Source organism: Hydrogenophaga sp. (genome assembly GCF_022844385.1).
Classification (GTDB): domain Bacteria; phylum Pseudomonadota; class Gammaproteobacteria; order Burkholderiales; family Burkholderiaceae_C; genus Hydrogenophaga.
Genome location: NZ_JALHLX010000003.1, coordinates 72,528 through 88,081 on the forward strand (window position 1 = coordinate 72,528; position 15,554 = coordinate 88,081).

Annotated in this window: 19 protein-coding genes; 1 reads left to right on the forward strand and 18 read right to left on the reverse strand. The window is 65.7% G+C overall.

What is annotated here, in order from left to right; all coding sequences use genetic code 11:
* Window positions 1-10 precede the first annotated feature (10 nt).
* The 18 genes from hypE to Q0C59_RS01485 all read right to left on the reverse strand — a co-directional run bounded on the left by hypE (window position 11) and on the right by Q0C59_RS01485 (window position 14,328).
* Entirely contained in the window at window positions 11-1,123 is a 1,113-nt protein-coding gene (gene hypE, locus Q0C59_RS01400; protein WP_291210724.1) for a hydrogenase expression/formation protein HypE, read from the reverse strand.
* A complete protein-coding gene (gene hypD / locus Q0C59_RS01405; protein WP_291210727.1) occupies window positions 1,120-2,289 on the reverse strand; it encodes a hydrogenase formation protein HypD in 1,170 nt (389 codons plus the stop codon). The genes hypE and hypD overlap by 4 nt, the downstream gene beginning before the upstream one ends.
* A complete protein-coding gene (locus tag Q0C59_RS01410; RefSeq protein WP_182120526.1) occupies window positions 2,286-2,534 on the reverse strand; it encodes a HypC/HybG/HupF family hydrogenase formation chaperone in 249 nt (82 codons plus the stop codon). The genes hypD and Q0C59_RS01410 overlap by 4 nt, the downstream gene beginning before the upstream one ends.
* Complete coding sequence (locus Q0C59_RS01415) at window positions 2,525-3,670, reverse strand: carbamoyltransferase HypF (protein ID WP_182120527.1); 1,146 nt, start codon at window positions 3,668-3,670, stop codon at window positions 2,525-2,527. The genes Q0C59_RS01410 and Q0C59_RS01415 overlap by 10 nt, the downstream gene beginning before the upstream one ends.
* A 13-nt stretch (window positions 3,671-3,683) precedes the next feature.
* Window positions 3,684-4,676 (reverse strand): hydrogenase nickel incorporation protein HypB, encoded by a 993-nt coding sequence (gene hypB, locus Q0C59_RS01420; RefSeq protein WP_182120528.1) that lies wholly within the window; start codon window positions 4,674-4,676, stop codon window positions 3,684-3,686.
* Window positions 4,677-4,776: 100 nt separating this feature from the next.
* A complete protein-coding gene (locus Q0C59_RS01425) occupies window positions 4,777-5,118 on the reverse strand; it encodes a hydrogenase maturation nickel metallochaperone HypA (RefSeq protein WP_182120529.1) in 342 nt (113 codons plus the stop codon).
* Window positions 5,111-6,295 carry a hydrogenase formation protein gene (locus Q0C59_RS01430; protein ID WP_182120530.1) on the reverse strand — a complete coding sequence of 395 codons (1,185 nt, stop codon included), beginning with the start codon at window positions 6,293-6,295 and terminating at the stop codon, window positions 5,111-5,113. Before Q0C59_RS01430 ends, Q0C59_RS01425 begins: the two co-directional genes overlap by 8 nt.
* Window positions 6,292-6,843 (reverse strand): [NiFe]-hydrogenase assembly chaperone HybE, encoded by a 552-nt coding sequence (gene hybE / locus Q0C59_RS01435; protein WP_182120531.1) that lies wholly within the window; start codon window positions 6,841-6,843, stop codon window positions 6,292-6,294. The genes Q0C59_RS01430 and hybE overlap by 4 nt, the downstream gene beginning before the upstream one ends.
* Window positions 6,844-6,999: 156 nt before the next feature.
* On the reverse strand, window positions 7,000-7,230 hold the full coding sequence (locus Q0C59_RS01440) for a rubredoxin (protein ID WP_182120532.1): 231 nt from the start codon (window positions 7,228-7,230) through the stop codon (window positions 7,000-7,002).
* Window positions 7,231-7,254: 24 nt separating this feature from the next.
* Window positions 7,255-8,136, reverse strand: a complete 882-nt coding sequence (locus Q0C59_RS01445; RefSeq protein WP_182120533.1) for a hydrogenase expression/formation protein — start codon at window positions 8,134-8,136, stop codon at window positions 7,255-7,257.
* Window positions 8,137-8,160: 24 nt separating this feature from the next.
* On the reverse strand, window positions 8,161-8,661 hold the full coding sequence (locus Q0C59_RS01450; RefSeq protein WP_182120534.1) for a hydrogenase: 501 nt from the start codon (window positions 8,659-8,661) through the stop codon (window positions 8,161-8,163).
* A 27-nt stretch (window positions 8,662-8,688) separates the two neighbouring features.
* Window positions 8,689-8,994 carry a HypC/HybG/HupF family hydrogenase formation chaperone gene (locus Q0C59_RS01455; RefSeq protein WP_182120535.1) on the reverse strand — a complete coding sequence of 102 codons (306 nt, stop codon included), beginning with the start codon at window positions 8,992-8,994 and terminating at the stop codon, window positions 8,689-8,691.
* A 1-nt stretch (window position 8,995) separates the two neighbouring features.
* Complete coding sequence (locus tag Q0C59_RS01460) at window positions 8,996-9,667, reverse strand: HyaD/HybD family hydrogenase maturation endopeptidase (protein WP_182120536.1); 672 nt, start codon at window positions 9,665-9,667, stop codon at window positions 8,996-8,998.
* Window positions 9,668-9,689: 22 nt separating this feature from the next.
* Window positions 9,690-10,061 (reverse strand): HigA family addiction module antitoxin, encoded by a 372-nt coding sequence (locus Q0C59_RS01465; protein ID WP_182120537.1) that lies wholly within the window; start codon window positions 10,059-10,061, stop codon window positions 9,690-9,692.
* A gap of 149 nt (window positions 10,062-10,210) precedes the next feature.
* On the reverse strand, window positions 10,211-10,960 hold the full coding sequence (gene cybH, locus Q0C59_RS01470) for a Ni/Fe-hydrogenase, b-type cytochrome subunit (protein ID WP_182120538.1): 750 nt from the start codon (window positions 10,958-10,960) through the stop codon (window positions 10,211-10,213).
* A gap of 26 nt (window positions 10,961-10,986) precedes the next feature.
* Complete coding sequence (locus Q0C59_RS01475) at window positions 10,987-11,208, reverse strand: hypothetical protein (RefSeq protein WP_182120539.1); 222 nt, start codon at window positions 11,206-11,208, stop codon at window positions 10,987-10,989.
* Window positions 11,209-11,356: 148 nt separating this feature from the next.
* Window positions 11,357-13,216 carry a nickel-dependent hydrogenase large subunit gene (locus tag Q0C59_RS01480; protein ID WP_182120540.1) on the reverse strand — a complete coding sequence of 620 codons (1,860 nt, stop codon included), beginning with the start codon at window positions 13,214-13,216 and terminating at the stop codon, window positions 11,357-11,359.
* A 20-nt stretch (window positions 13,217-13,236) separates the two neighbouring features.
* On the reverse strand, window positions 13,237-14,328 hold the full coding sequence (locus Q0C59_RS01485) for a hydrogenase small subunit (RefSeq protein ID WP_182120541.1): 1,092 nt from the start codon (window positions 14,326-14,328) through the stop codon (window positions 13,237-13,239).
* Between the two features lie 361 nt (window positions 14,329-14,689).
* Here Q0C59_RS01485 and Q0C59_RS01490 point away from each other — a divergent pair, with 361 nt between their 5' ends.
* On the forward strand, window positions 14,690-15,094 hold the full coding sequence (locus tag Q0C59_RS01490; RefSeq protein WP_291210742.1) for a type II toxin-antitoxin system RelE/ParE family toxin: 405 nt from the start codon (window positions 14,690-14,692) through the stop codon (window positions 15,092-15,094).
* Window positions 15,095-15,554 lie beyond the last annotated feature (460 nt).

Here is a 15,554-nt window from a genome sequence, read left to right on the forward strand (position 1 = left end):
GGGTGCCGCGTCAGCAAATGCGTGGGAGCTGCTCGCCGCTGAGCCAGTCCACCACGCGGCGGCCGCCGAAGCGCGTGGCCATCTGCACAAAGTGGTGCGGGTCGGCCGTCACCGCGCCGATGCGCGCGGCATCGGTGCCCAGCGGGTGCGCGCGCATCGCGGCCAGCACCGCGTCGGCCGCCTCCGGTGCACACACCGCGACCAGCTTGCCCTCGTTGGCCACGTACAGGGGATCGAGCCCGAGCAGCTCGCAGGCGGCGTCCACCTGCGCGCGCACCGGAATGGCGGCCTCCTGCAGCAGCATGCCCACGCCCGACTGGCGCGCGATCTCGTTGAGCGTGGTGGCCAGGCCGCCGCGCGTGGGGTCGCGCAGCACGCGCACCGCGCCGGGCGCGGCCGCCAGCAAGGCCGCCACCAGGGTGTGCAGCGCGGCGGTGTCGCTCTGGATCGTGGTCTCGAAGGCCAGCGACTCGCGCTGCGACAGCACCGCCACGCCGTGGTCGCCGATGCTGCCGGAGAGCAGCAGCACGTCGCCGGGGCGCGCATGGCGCCCGCTGATTTGCACGCCCGGCGGCAGCACGCCCACGCCGGTGGTGCTGATGAACACGCCGTCGCCCTTGCCCCGCTCCACCACCTTGGTGTCGCCGGTCACCACCGGCACACCGGCCTGGCGCGCCGCAGCCGCCATGGACTTGACGATGCGCTGCAGCTCGATCAGCGGGAAGCCTTCTTCGATGATGAAGCTCGCGCTCAGGTACAGCGGCTGCGCGCCCATCATCGCCACGTCGTTCACCGTGCCGTGCACCGACAGGCAGCCGATGTCGCCGCCGGGAAAAAACAGCGGAGAGATCACATGCCCGTCGGTCGCCATGACAAGGCGACCGTGAGCCGGGTCGAACGCAGGCAGCGCCAGCACCGCAGCGTCGTCGCCCTGGCGCAGGAACTCATTGTCGAAGGCGGCGAGGAACAGCTCCTCGATCAGCTGCGCCGCGGCCTTGCCGCCCGCGCCGTGGCCCATGTCGATGCGGCCGTGTTTGATGTCCAGCGGACGGATGTAGTTCTTTTTCACCGGCTTGGGTGCGGGCGCCTCGCCAGCGGCGGATGGGTCGCTGTCGGCCCTCATGCGATGGTCACTGCGATGGCAGGGGTGGTGGCAGGGACAATGGGGATGTCGCGAAAACGGCCGTAGGTGTAGTGCGCGGCGCAGGCGCCTTCGCTCGACACCATGCAGGAGCCGACCGGGTTTTCCGGCGTGCAGACGGTGCCGAAGATCTTGCAGTCGGTCGGCTTCTTCACGCCGCGCAGAATGGCGCCGCACTCGCAGGCCTTGTTGTCGGCCACGGTCGTGTAGCTGAGGTCGAAACGGCGCTCGGCGTCAAAGGCGGCAAAGGCTTCACGGATCTTGAGCGCGCTGTAGGGCACCTCGCCCAGGCCGCGCCACTCGAAGCTCGGCCGCAGCTCGAACACCTCGGACACCAGGGCTTGGGCCTTCTGGTTGCCCTCGGGCGTGACGGCACGGGTGAATTCGTTTTCCACGTGGGCGCGGCCTTCGTTGACCTGACGCACCAGCATCAGGACAGCCTGCATCACGTCCAGCGGCTCAAAGCCGGCGATCACCACCGGTTTGCGGTACTCCTCGGCAAAGTGGTCGTAGGGCGCGGAGCCGATGACGATGCTCACGTGTGCCGGGCCGATGAAGCCGTCGATGGGCACGGTACCGAGTTGGCGCACTTCGGGCGATTCGAGGATGTGGGTGATGGCCGAGGGCGTGAGCACGTGGCAGCACAGCACACTGAGGTTGGCCAGGCCCTCGCGCGCCGCGTCGCGAATGGCGAGCGCCGTGGGCGGCGTGGTGGTTTCGAAACCGATGGCGAAGAACACCACCTCGCGCTGCGGGTTGGCCCGCGCGATGGCCATGGCGTCGGCGGCGGAATAGATCATGCGGATGTCGCCGCCGCGTGCCTTGGCCCTGATCAATGACAGGCTGTCCGACGCCGGCACGCGCATGGTGTCGCCGTAGGTGCAGACGATGGCATCGCGTTCCAGTGCGAGGCGGATCGCCAGGTCGATGCGGCCGATGGGCAGCACGCAGACCGGGCAGCCCGGGCCGTGGATCATGCGCACGTTGGGCGGCAGCAACTCAAGCACACCGTAGCGCTGAATAGCGTGGGTGTGACCACCACAAAACTCCATGAAGCTGTAGCTGCGCTCGGGATGGGCTTCGGCGGCGATGCGCGCGCCAATCTGGCGGGCGAGCTCGCCGTCGCGAAATTCGTCGATGTATTTCATGCGGGTGTCACAGGTGTGGGATCAGACGCGAACTGCGCGATTTCGGCGAACAGCGCCAGCGTGCTTCGCGCCTCCTCCGGGTCGATCACCCCAATGGCGTGGCCGACGTGCACGATCACGTAGTCGCCCACTTGCACATCGGCCACCAGGGCAATGGAAATTTCTTTGCGGATGCCCCCGAGGTTGACCACGGCCTGGTCGTTGGGGCGCAACTCGACCAGTTGGGCGGGAATGGCTAGGCACATGATTCGGCTTCCTTTGTCGAGATGTTCTGCGGCGTCGTCGCCATTTGTTGCGCCGCGACCCAGGCCTGGCCCAGCGCCAGACCGGCGTCGCCGCAGCCCTTGTCCAGCGGGCGGTGCACGCGCAGCCCAGTGGCCTGCAGGCGCTGCGTGAGGCGCTCGCGCAGCACGCGGTTGAAAAAGCAGCCGCCACCGAGGCACACACTGCGACAGCCGCGTTCGTTGGCGGCCCGCGTGGCCCAGTCGGCCAGGGCGTCGGCCAGCGCGAGGTGAAAGCCCGCAGCGGTGGCGTCCACGCCATCGGCGGTGGCTTCGAACAGCGCGGGCATGAGGCCGCGCAGGTCCAGGCGGTTCAGCGCGTCGATGACCGCGCCGGGCAGGGCTGTGGTGTGTGGGGTTTGCGCAAGCCAGCGCGCGGCGGCGGCTTCCAGCGCAATGGCGGCCTGTGCTTCATCGGTTTGGCGAACGCTCAGACCCAGCGCAGCGGCGGCCGCGTCGAACCAGCGCCCGGCGCTGCTGGTGGCCGGGCAGTTCAGGCCGCGCACCAGCATCTGCTGCACACCGGCGGCCACGGCCGCACCGACCTGCGGTGCAAAGCGTGGGGTGATCTGATCGCCATCGCCCATCGCGTGCAGCACGCTCGCGGCCATGCGCCAGGGCTCGCGCGCGGCGCGGTCGCTGCCCGGCAAAGCCAGCGGCATCAAGTGGCCCAGGCGTTGCCACCGTGCGCCGTCCACCCACAACAGTTCTCCGCCCCAGGCCTGCCCGTCTGTGCCCAGGCCCACGCCGTCGAGCGCCAGGCCGATGACCGGGCCTTCGATGCGGTGCTCGGCCACCACGGCGGCGATGTGCGCGTGGTGGTGCTGCACGCCCATGGCGGGCACACCGAGCGCGTGTGCGGTGGCGATGGCCAGCTGGGTGCTGAAAAAATCGGGATGCAGGTCGTGGGCGATGGCCTGCACCGGCGCGCCGACCGCAGCGGCCTGCTGCAGCAGCTCCTGCACCGATTGCTCCAGCGCCGCGCAGGCGGTCGGGTCACTCAGGTCGCCATGCACCGGCGACCAGTGCACCTGCCCGCGCAGCACCAGGCAGGCCGCATTCTTGAGCCAGGCGCCGACAGCGAGCACGGTGGTGGACATGACAAACCGTCCGTCAGGCGGCGGCGTCGGCGGGCAGCGCGGCTTTGGCGCGGGCCAGCTCTGCTTCGAGCCGCTGCACGCGCTCGCGCAAAACCGCTTCTTCGGAAGCTGGCTCGTCGTGGTGGTGATGCTGCGCGCCCATGGCGTGGTCCAGCCAGTGCAGCCAGGCGTCCATGCCTTCGCCGGTAGTGGCCGAGAGCTGGATGACTTCGATCGTCGGGTTCACGCGGCGCGCCAGCTCAATGCAGCGCGCGACGTCGAACTTCACGTGCGCCAGCAGGTCGATCTTGTTGAGCACCATGAGCGAAGAGGCGGCGAACATGTCGGGGTACTTGAGCGGTTTGTCCTCGCCCTCGGTCACCGAGAGAATGGCCACCTTGGCGGCTTCCCCCAGGTCCCACACGGCGGGGCAGACCAGATTGCCCACGTTTTCGATGAACAGCAGGCTGTGTTCGTCGTGGTGGTTGTGATCGTGCGAGTGCTCTTTTGCAGGGTCGTGGCCATGGTGATCGTGGCTGTGCAGTTGCGCGAAAGCTTGCGACACCATGGGCGCGTCGAGGTGGCAACCCTTACCAGTGTTGACCTGGATGGCGGGGGCGCCGGTGGCGCGGATGCGGTCGGCATCGAAACTGGTCTGCTGGTCGCCTTCGATCACGGCGAGGTGCAGATCAGGCGAGCGGGCCTTCAAGGCTTCGATGGTGGCGCAAAGCAGCGTGGTCTTGCCCGAACCGGGGCTGGACACCAGGTTGAGCGCGGTCACGCCGTGCGCTTCGAAATGCGCCCGGTTCTGCACCGCCACGCGGTTGTTGGCGCCCAGGATGTCGGTCTCCAGCTTGATGGCGCGCGCCTGGCTCATGCCGGGCACCGACACGCGGGCCGCACCGGTACCGAAGTGCAGGTCGCCGTTGGCAGGGTTCACCTGCACCACGCTGGCGTCGCCGGCCTGGGTCTGAACATGCCGGGCATGGGCCGGGCTGTTGTTACTGCATCCACACACAACACACATAGTCTGTCTCCTGTTCAATCGTGATGCTAGGCGCCGCAGACCGTCTGCGTTGCCCCAAGGGTTTTCTGGCGGTCGTGAAGCGGCACAGTGTGTTCCGTTTTCATTCCACCTGCATGTCCAGCACACGCAAGGCCATGCCGCCGGTGGGCTGGAGCTGGTAGCCACCGCAAAGGGGACAGGCGTCGCCGCGCTGGGCGATCTCCACCGTCTGCGCACAGCCCAGGCACCAGGCCTGACCGGGTGGTTCTTCGATGTCGATCTGGGCGCCTTCGAGCACGGTTCCTGGTGCCAAGCAATCCAGCGCAAAACGCAGGGCGCGCACATCCACCCCCGCGAGCTGCCCGGCCTCGATCCGCAGCGACAACAGACGGGAAAAACCGTCGCGTGCGGCGGTGCTTTCCACCAGCTGCAACACGCCACCGGCGAGGCTGGCCTCATGCATGTGGCAGCTCCTGCCCGGCGCGCACCGGGTGCGTCACGTCAAACGGCACGCAAGGGTCGAACGCCGCCATGAGCAGGCGCACGCGGCGCTCCACGGCGGCCGGTGGTTCGGCGGCGTCCAGCGCGGCGATGCGCTGCGCCACCACACCCTGCGGATGAAAATTCCACTCGGTCGGCGCGAGCACGCGGCAGGCAAGCACCCGCGCATCGCGCCCCGTGCTGTCGACCTCGACCTGGTGCACCAGCAGGCCACGCGCCATTTCCACCCAGGCCAGACCCTGGCGTGGCCCCGTGGCCAGCGAGCCGAAGGACAGCCAGCCCGCGCCGCTCTGGCCCGCTGCGTCGGGCAGGCACAGGCGGATCAGCTCGGCGACGCGGCTGCCCAGCAAGGCCCAGGGTGTGAGGGGTCGGTATGGCGTCGGATCGTTCAACCGGGTCCAGCTGCCGCTTTGGGCGCAGGCGCCGTGCCACTGCGGGCGCAAGGCAAAGCCGGGCTCAAGGGCCAGCGCCGCGGCCAGGGTGCGCTGGCCCGAGGCATCCGCATGGGCGCGCAGCGCGCTGGCTGGGTCCAGCGGCACGCCGTCGTCGATCTGGCGGGCGGCGCTGAGCAGTGGGGCCAGCCAGCCGTCGTGGCGGTGGCTCCAGTCCAGCAACCAGTCGGCGCCGCTGGTTTGCCAGGCGCCGTGCCAGGTGGTGGCGGGCTGGTGCAGCAGATGGTCTTGCAACCAGACGAGCGTGGCGTGCCAGGGATCGGCCAGCGCGCTGGCAGCGGGGGCCAGCAGTGGGCAGGCCCTGAGCGCGGCCTGTGCCTGGGCTGCCAGCAACTCATCGCCATCGTTGGCCAGCAGGCGCGGCCAGTCCAGCCCGATGCGGCGGATGTGTTCCTGCGCGGTCTCGGTGCGCAGGCGCTGAGCCACCTGTTGCGGCGCAGGGAGCAGACCCGGCGCCGCCGCTTCGATGGCGAGCTGCGAGCACAGGCGGTGCGCGTGGCCGCAGAGATTGAACAGGCTGGCCATGAGGCCGGGCACGGCGTTCACGGCCTGCGCCCGGGCCAGGCGCGGCGCCCAGTCCTGGCGGCTGCTTTGCAGGGCCATGGGCGTCGCCACACCGGGTGCCACGCGCAGGGCACCGGCCAGCTGCGACAGGCCGGTTGACCCGGTCAGACCGAGCGCGTTCACGACGTCGCCCCGGTGTCCGGCCGACGGGCCAGGAAAAAGGCCCGCCGCGATGGCAGCGGCTCGGCCACGGGCGCTCGGGTCGGCTCAGGCACGGGTGCCGGTCTGACCAGGGCCAGCGAAGCCAGTGCGGTCTCGCGCGCCAGGTCCTGGCTGGTGAAGCCGTTCATGGGGGAAAACAGCGCGCAAGTCTCGTGGTAGCCGATGGCAGGGTCGTGCCCACCGATGAATTCAAATCGTTCGCTGCCAAAGTCGCGCACGGCTTTGCGGCCCACGCGGTTGCCGTGCGGCCCATTCACCGACGGCAGGCGCAGCAGGCTCATGAACCAGGGGGTGATCAGCACACCCTCGGCCACCTGTGGGTCGCCTGACTCGACCGGATTCGCCCATTCGAACCCCACCGCCTCGACCTGCAACGCCGGGTTCAGCAAAGGAATGCCCTGCATGCGCTCGGTCTGAACGTGACGGTAGAAATTCACAAGGCTCTGCACGCGTTCGGCCAGTTGGGCGGGCGCCGCTGAGGGGGTGTCCATGAGGGTGAGCGGGCTCATGGGTTCTTTCTATCGTGCGGTGCACTGCCTGCGACACACGCGTTTGGCGCGGCTGGCCCCTCACCCCAACCCTCTCCCCAGAGGGGCGAGGGAGTCAAGCCCCATCTCCCTCCAGCGGGAGAGGGTCTTTGAACCCAGCGGCGCAGGGGGTTCATCTCAATCCACCAGCATCAGGAACTGCTCGGCATCGCAGTCGCAGTTCGGGCAGCGCCAGTGCGCAGGCAGATCCGCGAACGGTGTGCCGGGCAGAATCTGCCACTGTGGATCGCCCAGGGCGGGGTCGTAGACCCACCAGCAGATTTTGCATTCGAGGCGCGAGCCGGGGCGCAGCACATCGCGGTTGCCCAGGTACGAGCCTTCAAAGCCTTCGAAATGGTCATTGCTCATGGTGCGCCGGGTGGACGGGAAACGTCACACCGACTCCAGGTAGGTGATCACATCGAGCAGCCGCTCGTGCGAATCGCGCAGGTCTTCGGGGGCGGCCATCGCTACCTCGGGCATGTCCACCACCTCGACCGTGTTGAGGATCACCTTGTCCATCGAGTTGTAGTACACCACGCGCCAGCAGTTGGGCAGGCGCGTGTTGGAGATGCGGCAGTTGCCGTAACCGCGCGAGAGCATGAGCACGCGGCCGGTACCGAGATGGTGGTCGAGGAAACCGATGTCTTCGGGCGTGACCGGCAGCAGTGTGAAGTTGACCACGTGCGAGACCTGGCCGGGTTTCCAGCCGAGCACCTGGTCGCGGATTTCTTCCACCAGCAGGGGCGCGTTCTGCACGTTGGGTGGCAACGGACCAGCCCAATGCGGCATGGCGTCCTGCGGCCACACGTCGTCCACCGCCATGGCGCGCAGCAGCGCCGGCACCGGGCTGACCTCAATCACGTCGTCAATCATGGTGCGCTCGCCGTCCACGGTGCGGAACGTGATGAGGCGCCACACGCCGGCCAGCACCGCTTCCTGGATGCGCACCTCCAGCGCGCCGTCTTCTTCGCGCACCAGGGCGCTGACCTCGCCCTCACCCATGATCTGCTTGATCAGCTGCAGGTCCTGCGCAGGCAGCGTGGTCAGCGCCACCTGGCCGCCCGGGCCACCTTGCGCAGTGCGGTCCAGCAGCGCCAGCACCTGACCCAACACCGCGCGCGCGGCTTCGCGCCCGGCCAGCTCTTCGGGCTCGGGCAGCACGGGTGGGCGGTAGGTGCCCATGTCTGTGGGCATGTGCACATAGTCCAGCTTTTCGTCTTCGGGCTGGGTGCCCGGGCCGATGGCCACGAGGGGGATGGGGAAGTCTTTCATGGGGTGTCCTCGGTGTCGGTCGGTTCAATGGCAGCCGCTGTCTTTGCTGGTGCTGCCCTGGCTCACCACGGGGATGCCGATGGTGGGCGGGCGTGAGGGTGGCATGGCAAGCGCGGCGGCCACACCGCTTTGGTACACGTCCCAGTCCTGCATGCCGGCGATGGCGGTGACGTACTGACCGTCGCGAAAGAACAGCAGGGTGGGCCAGCGCTGCGAGCCGTAACGGCGCGCCAACGCGTCCTCGTTGTCTCGCGGCACCACGGCCACCTGAAAGCGGTTTGGAAAAACCTTCATCAGTTCGGGCAGCACGGCCGCCACGTCCTGGCCTTCGGGGAACCGCACCGGGTCGCCCGCGAGCAGCACCAAGCGGTCGCCGCCGCCCGCGCTCCATGCGGCCACGCTGGTTTCGTCCACCCAGGCGGCATCGAAGTCGCGCACTAGGCGCATCACCAGCGGTGGCGCGGGGTTGGTGTCGGGCAGTGGCAGGGCAAAAGCCCGGCCGGTGGTGTCGGTGGCGGTGTTCATGTCATCTCCTGTGTGTGGGGGTGGGTGTCAGGTCTGTCCGGACAACTGCCTGAGTTGTTCGGTGGTCATCTGTGAAGGCAGTTCAAAGCCGGCATCGCCACGGGCTCTCCGGCCCTGCATGGCGTCTTGCACTAGGTCCAGCGCCGCGTTGACTTCGGCGGCACGCTCGGTGCTGATGTGTTCGCGCGCGTCACCCAAGAACACCAGCAACCAGTCGCCGGGCTCACACGGACCGACCAGCGCGGTGTTCACCCGGCGCCGCTCGCCACGGCCTTCGCACCAGGCGTGTCCGGGCTCGATGGCGCTGACCTGCATGGGGATGCCGATGCACATGTCAGAGGTCCTTGGGGAAAAAGCGTTCGTCACCCGAACGGCAGGCTTGCTCAGGCGCGGGACGCTGCGTCTCGTAGGCGGCCAACGCGAGCTCGTCCAGGGTGACCGCTTCGCGTTCGCCCAGCGGCGTGCGGCGCGGCACGGGCTCGCCACCCCAGCGCGCGATCTGGTCCACACCCAGGGCCAGCGCGTCTTCCATCGCAGCCTTCACCACCGGGCGCAGGCTGCCGCCGTAGTCTTCCAACTCCTGGGGCTGGCAGCCGATCAGCAACATCTGGGACGGGAACTTGCCGGTGAGCTGCGCCAGCGAAAGCACTTCCTGAAAACCGGTCTGGTGCAGGCTCATTTTTTTCGCGCCCATGAAGCGCGGCACAGCGTCGTCGCGCACCTGCTTCAGGGTACCGGGCTCCAGGCCGTAGTCGATGGCGTCGAAGATCAACAAACAGTCCGCCGCCTGCACGTGCTGGATCAGGTACAGCCCCTGCGTGCCGCCGTCGATGAGCGACACATGCCCGGCGAACTCGTAGCGGCGCTGCAGCGTCTCAATGCAGCGCACGCCAAAGCCCTCGTCGGCCCAGAGCAGGTTGCCAATGCCCAGCACCACGATCGCTGGCGGCTGGGCAGGGCTGTCACCCCTGGGGTGACAGGTGGTTTCGGACGGATGTCTGCTCATGTGGGGTGGTCCCGATAAACGCTCAGGGAGAATCAGAAGAAAAGGGTGCGGCACCGCTCGGGGATCTGTGCGCCACCGCATACAGGCGCTTCCAGGCATGGAAGCTGTCCCAGGCGGACTGGTGTGCGAGCCAGAAGGCCGTATCGATACCGAACTGCCGCGCACAGCGGATGGCGGTGTCGGGCGACATGGCGCGCTGACCGTGCACCAACTCGTGCAGCCGGCGGCGCGACAGTCCAAGCAGCCGGGCCGCCTCGCTCTGGTTGAGCGAGAGCGGTGCCAGGCAGGTGCGCGCCAGCAGCCGACCCGGGTGCATGGGCGTGCGCACCGGCACCCCCTTCGGAGGAAGCACCGAAGCAGCAGCGAGCCAGCGGGGATGAGCGGAGAGCGACATCTAAATCGAATGAACGTTGCGCGACCAATAAAAATAAACTCGGAGCGAAATGCCTCAACCCAGGGTTCCGCGGAACCGTCCATCGACAAGCTCAGGACGGGCCGCCAATAACGCCCCTTTGGGGAGGGCGCCGAAGGCGGCGCGGGGGGTTAATCCTTGAACGTGCGGTGGCCGGAGATCATCGTGCTCACGATACTCTGGCGACCCATGATGTCCTCGCGGATCGCAGCGTAGATGTGGAAGATGATGAAGATGACCATGCCCCACATGCCCAAGCGGTGCCAGGTGTGCACATCCTGGCTCTGGCCGAACAGCGGAATCACCCAGGTGGTGAACAGCGTGTGCGCCCAGGATCCCGGCTGTGTGCCTTCCCCGTACAACGCAAAGCCGGTGACGATCATGAACAGGCCAATGCCGAGATACAGGGTAAACATGGCGAACCTGGCCAGCGGGTTGTGTCCCACGTACTGGTTGGGCTTGGGAGCGATAAACAGGTACCACGCCAGCACTTGAATCACCTCACGCCAGTAGGCTTTCTGGAAAAGCGGGACCCAGAACAGTTCGCGAGCGTGGTGGTTGCCGACGATCGCCCAGTAGGCGCGCCCGAGCAGGCCCACGGCCAGGATGTACCCAGCGGTGAAGTGCGCGAAGCGGATGTAGCCCATCAGGTAGTTGTCGCTGGCCTCGCCCGGCATGGTCGGCAGCGGCACGCCGATGAAGTAGCCGGTAATGGCCAGCACGGTGATCGCTGCGGCGTTGATCCAGTGCCAGATGCGCACCGGCGCTTCATAGACGTAGACCGACTTGATGGAATCGCCGAGCAAGACGGCGTTGTTGTCGATGCCGGTGGCATCGGCCTGGCGCTGCTGGGCCAGTTCTTGGGCAGACAGAGTGGACATGATGTGCTCCGAGTGGGGAACGACGGTCACTTCGACACGGCCTGGCCCCGGCGTGCGCGCCACTGGCGCACAGCCATCACACCCAGCCCGATTCCGAACAGCGCGAGCAGTTGCTCGACGCCGACGGCGTGGGTGAGCATGTCCCACAGCTCGTGGGGGCCGTGACCATCGTGGGCCTGCGCGGCGCCCGTCAGGCCCAGCAGCAGTGCGGTTGTGCCCAGTTGGCGCAGGTTTTTTTTCACTTGCATGTTTATCTCCTCGTGTGGGTTCATTTCATTTCCGGGATGGGCGCCGTGCCCGCGTGCCCCGATCCAGCGCACGCAGAGAATCCGGCTTTGCCGGTCCCGGGGCGTAGTCTCCCTGAGGGGAAGACGCGAAGCGGCGCAGGGGGTCATCTCACCTCACCGTGACGCGGGCCATTTCCTGACCGTCTTCGCTCATCACGTGCGTGGAGCAGGCCAGGCAGGGGTCGAAGCTGTGCAGCGTGCGCAGAATTTCCAACGGCTGCTCCGGGTTGACCATGGGCGTGTTCATCAGCGAAGCTTCGAAAGCGCCGATCTGACCCTTGGTGTCGCGTGGCGAGCCGTTCCAGGTGGTGGGCACCACGCACTGGTAGTTCTCGATTTTGCCGTCCTTGATCTTGATCCAGTGGCCCAGCATGCCGCGCGGCGCGGCCACTGTGCCCACGCCTTTGGCTTCTTTGGGCCAGGTGGCCGGATCCCACTTCTCGATGTTGGCGGTACTGGTGTCGCCAGCCTTGATGTTGCCAATCAGTTGCTTGAAGTCGTCCAACATCATCTCGCCGCTGTACTGGCTCTCCAGCGCGCGGGCCAGGGTACGACCGATGGTGGTGGGCAGCAGTTGCTTGAGCGTGTAGTTGGTTTCCGGCAGGCCCAGTGCTTTGGGCAGGGCCCTGTTGATCGCGACGGCAGACTCGTCCACCTGTTGCTTGACGCGCTGGCAGTATTTGTTGCCCTGCACCGCATGGGCGTAGCCCAGGATGTAGCGCGACAGCGGACCGACCTCGACCGCGTGGCCACGCCAGCGCGGACTCTTGATCCAGGAGTATTTTGCGGACTCGTCGAGCTGCTCAATGTTGGTGCGCGTGCCCTTGAAGTTGGGACCTTCGGGCTTGTAGTTGGCCTCTGTCACGCCATCCCAGGGGTGCAGACCCTTGCTTTCGTCGGCGTATTTGTACCAGCTGTGGTTCACGAATTCCTGCACCTGCTCGGGGTCGCGCGGATCGATCTCATGGATCTTGTCCCAGTTGCCATTGAGGATCACGCCGCCGGGCAACTGTTGTGTGCTGCGGTCGTTGGGCACTTTCTCATAGGTGCCGTAATCGGCGACATTGGTGGCCGAGAGGCCGCCGCCGTAGAGCCAGCCAGCCTGTTTGTAAATGGTGCCAATGGCCAGCACGTCAGGTACATAGACGTTCTTGTTGAACTCGATGATCTCGTTGATGCGTGCCTCGACGAAGTTCAGACGCTCCATGTTGATGGGTGCGCCGGCCGCGCCGTCGCCGTCGATGTTGATCGCGCAGGGAACCCCGCCCACGAGGTAGTTCGGGTGCGGATTCTTTCCCCCAAAAATGGTGTGGATCTTCACCCACTCTTTTTGCAGATCCAGCGCTTCGAGGTAGTGCGTGACCGCCATCAGGTTGGCTTCGGCTGGCAGCGCATAGGCCTTGGAACCCCAGTAGCCGTTGGCGAAGGGGCCGAGCTGACCGCTGGCAACAAACTTCTTCAGGCGGTTCTGCACGTCTCGGAAGTAGCCGGGCGAGGAAAGCGGGTGCGAGGGCGACACCATCTGCTGCAGCTCGCTGGTTTTCTTCGGATCGGCGTTCAGGGCCGACAGCACGTCCACCCAGTCCAGCGCGTGCAGGTGGTAAAAGTGCACCGCGTGGTCGTGCACCTGCAGCGTCTTGGCCATGATCTCGCGGATGAGATAAGCGTTGAGCGGAATCTGAATGCCCAGCGCATCCTCCACCGCGCGCACCGAGGCCAGCGCGTGGCAGCCGGTGCAGACGCCGCATATGCGCTCCACGAAGGCCCAGGCGTCGCGCGGGTCGCGACCCTTCAGAATCACCTCCAGACCGCGCCACATGGTGCCGGTGGAGACCGCGTTGCGGATCACATTGTTGCTGTCGAGGTTGACCTCGCAGCGCATATGGCCCTCGATGCGCGTGACAGGGTCGACGACGATGCGCCGGCCGGTGTTGTCCATGCGAAAGCCTTGAGTTTCGTAAGCACCCATGTTCTTGTTCCTCGGTCGTGTCAGTGGTTGGTGGGTGTGGAGGCGTCGGGCTTGCGCGCGTTGTCGCGGGCACGCTTGGCCACCGAGATGGCGGCGTGCGCCGCCACCGCCGCCCCCACCACACCGGCGGCGGTGCCACCGATCTGGTCTGCGTTGGCCTCGATGCCGAAGGCGTGGATGTCGGTCAGGCGGTCGTAGAACGAGCCCTTGTCCCAGAAGCCGTCTTCCGAGCAACCGATGCAGCCGTGACCGGCCTTGATCGGGAAGCTGGTGCCCTCGTTCCACTGCACTGTGGAGCAGGCGTTGTAGGTCGTTGGCCCCTTGCAGCCAACCTTGTAAAGGCAGTAGCCACGGCGCGCGGACTCGTCGTCCCAGGCCTCGACGAACTGGCCGGCGTCGAAGTGAGGACGGCGGTAGCACTTGTCGTGGATGCGCTGGCTGTAGAACATCTTCGGCCGACCCTGGCGGTCCAGTTCGGGGATGCGGTCAAACGTCAGCATGTAGGTGATCACGCCCGTCATCACCTCGGGGATGGGCGGGCAACCCGGCACCTTGATGATGGGCTTGTCCGTGATGACCTTGTGTATCGGTGTGGCCTGCGTCGGGTTAGGCTTGGCGGCCTGCACGCAACCCCAGGAGGCGCACGAACCCCAGGCGATGATGGCCTTGGCGTCCTTGGCCACCTTCTGCAGCTTCTCGACGAAGGGCTTGCCCGACTGGATGCAGAACATTCCATCTTCATTCAGCGGCGGGTTGCCTTCCACCGCCAGGATGTACTGACCCTTGTACTTGGTGATGAGTTCTTCGAGAAGGGCCTCGGCCTGGTGGCCGGCGGCGGCCATCAGGGTGTCGTCGTAGTCCAGCGAGATCATGGACAGCACCACGTCTTTTGCCAGCGGGTGCGCCGAACGGATGAACGCTTCGGTGCAGCAGGTGCATTCCAGCCCGTGCAGCCAGATCACCGGGGTGCGCGGCTTGTTTTCCATGGCGTGCGCGATCTGCGGCACGAACGAGGGCGCCAGCCCGAGCGAGGTGGCGGTGAGCGAGCAGTACTTCAGAAGGCTGCGGCGCGAGATGCCCTTGCGGCGCATGACTTCGTAGAAGGTTTCCATAGAGTAATGTCTCCAGTTGCTTTTTGATGATCGCCACGTCCCGTGCAAGGAATGCAGAGAGAACGCGGCGCACTTTTCAGGTGGGGGCGCATGTTCATCGCAAGTCGTGCGCCAACGATCCCGCATCGCGGGAATACCCTGAGCGACCCGCTTAAGTGCTTGTTTCCGTTGGCATTCAGCGTGGGCCGATTCAGCCTAATAGATCAACACGCGCAGAGACTGAAATAACAAGATCCATTTTCTCGATCGAAACGGAAATAAACTATCCAGCAGGAACATTCCATACGCTGTACAGCGTATGGTTGACGCGTAGTCAATACTTGGTCCGTCTCGCCTTTGGGCCTTTGGTCTTGCGGGCGATGTGGAACTCGTAGGGCAGGGAATCAGCGAATTGCGTGTTCACCATGGCCATGGATACCGCATCTACTTCCAGAAGAGAGGAAGCACGATCATCGTCCTGCTGTGCGGCGGAGACAAAAGCACGCAAGTGAAGGACATCAATGCCGCAAAGCGCCTGGCTGAAGCATGGAGCGAATTGCTGGGCGTCTACCTGCAGCGCCTGCGTTGCCTCAGCATGCAGTACGCACAAGGAACCCATTTCACCGTCCCGACCCGCGAGCCCTTTTGCAGTCGGACACCTGGCGCACCAAATCAGCGATCTGGTGGTACTTGGCCTGAGCCCCGGCCGAGGTGCGTGCACACGCGCTCGACCGTGGGCCGCTCGCTCCGGGCGAGCACGTCGTCGGCAGCGGCCCAACCCCATTGACTTGGATGCCTTGGGACACTCTCGTACTTTTGGTTTGCATCGCCCTCTTCCGTGATGTAAATTACTTTCGATAAGATATAGTTATTGAAACTTATCTCCCCGACAGCTCAGAAGGAGCGAGCGCATTTTTGTCGCTTCACAACTCTCACCGGGCGACTGCTCACGCTACAGAAAACGTCTGCGCCCCGTTCGCAGAAACTGATCGATGCTACTTCGCACGCAATTTCTCTGCGGGACTTTTGCGGGACTGGGCTCTGAAATACATGTCTAAACAGAGTAGTTTTGGTACATTGGGCGGTCACAGAGCCTATATAAATCAACAACTTAAATATGATCTGGTAGCTACGAACCAAGGGGTCGTGGGTTCAATTCCTGCCAGCCGCACCAAACAAAAAACCCTGTAGCCAAAAGCTGCAGGGTTTTTTCATTTCTGCCGCCGAAAGAATGGCGCAAGCCTGCG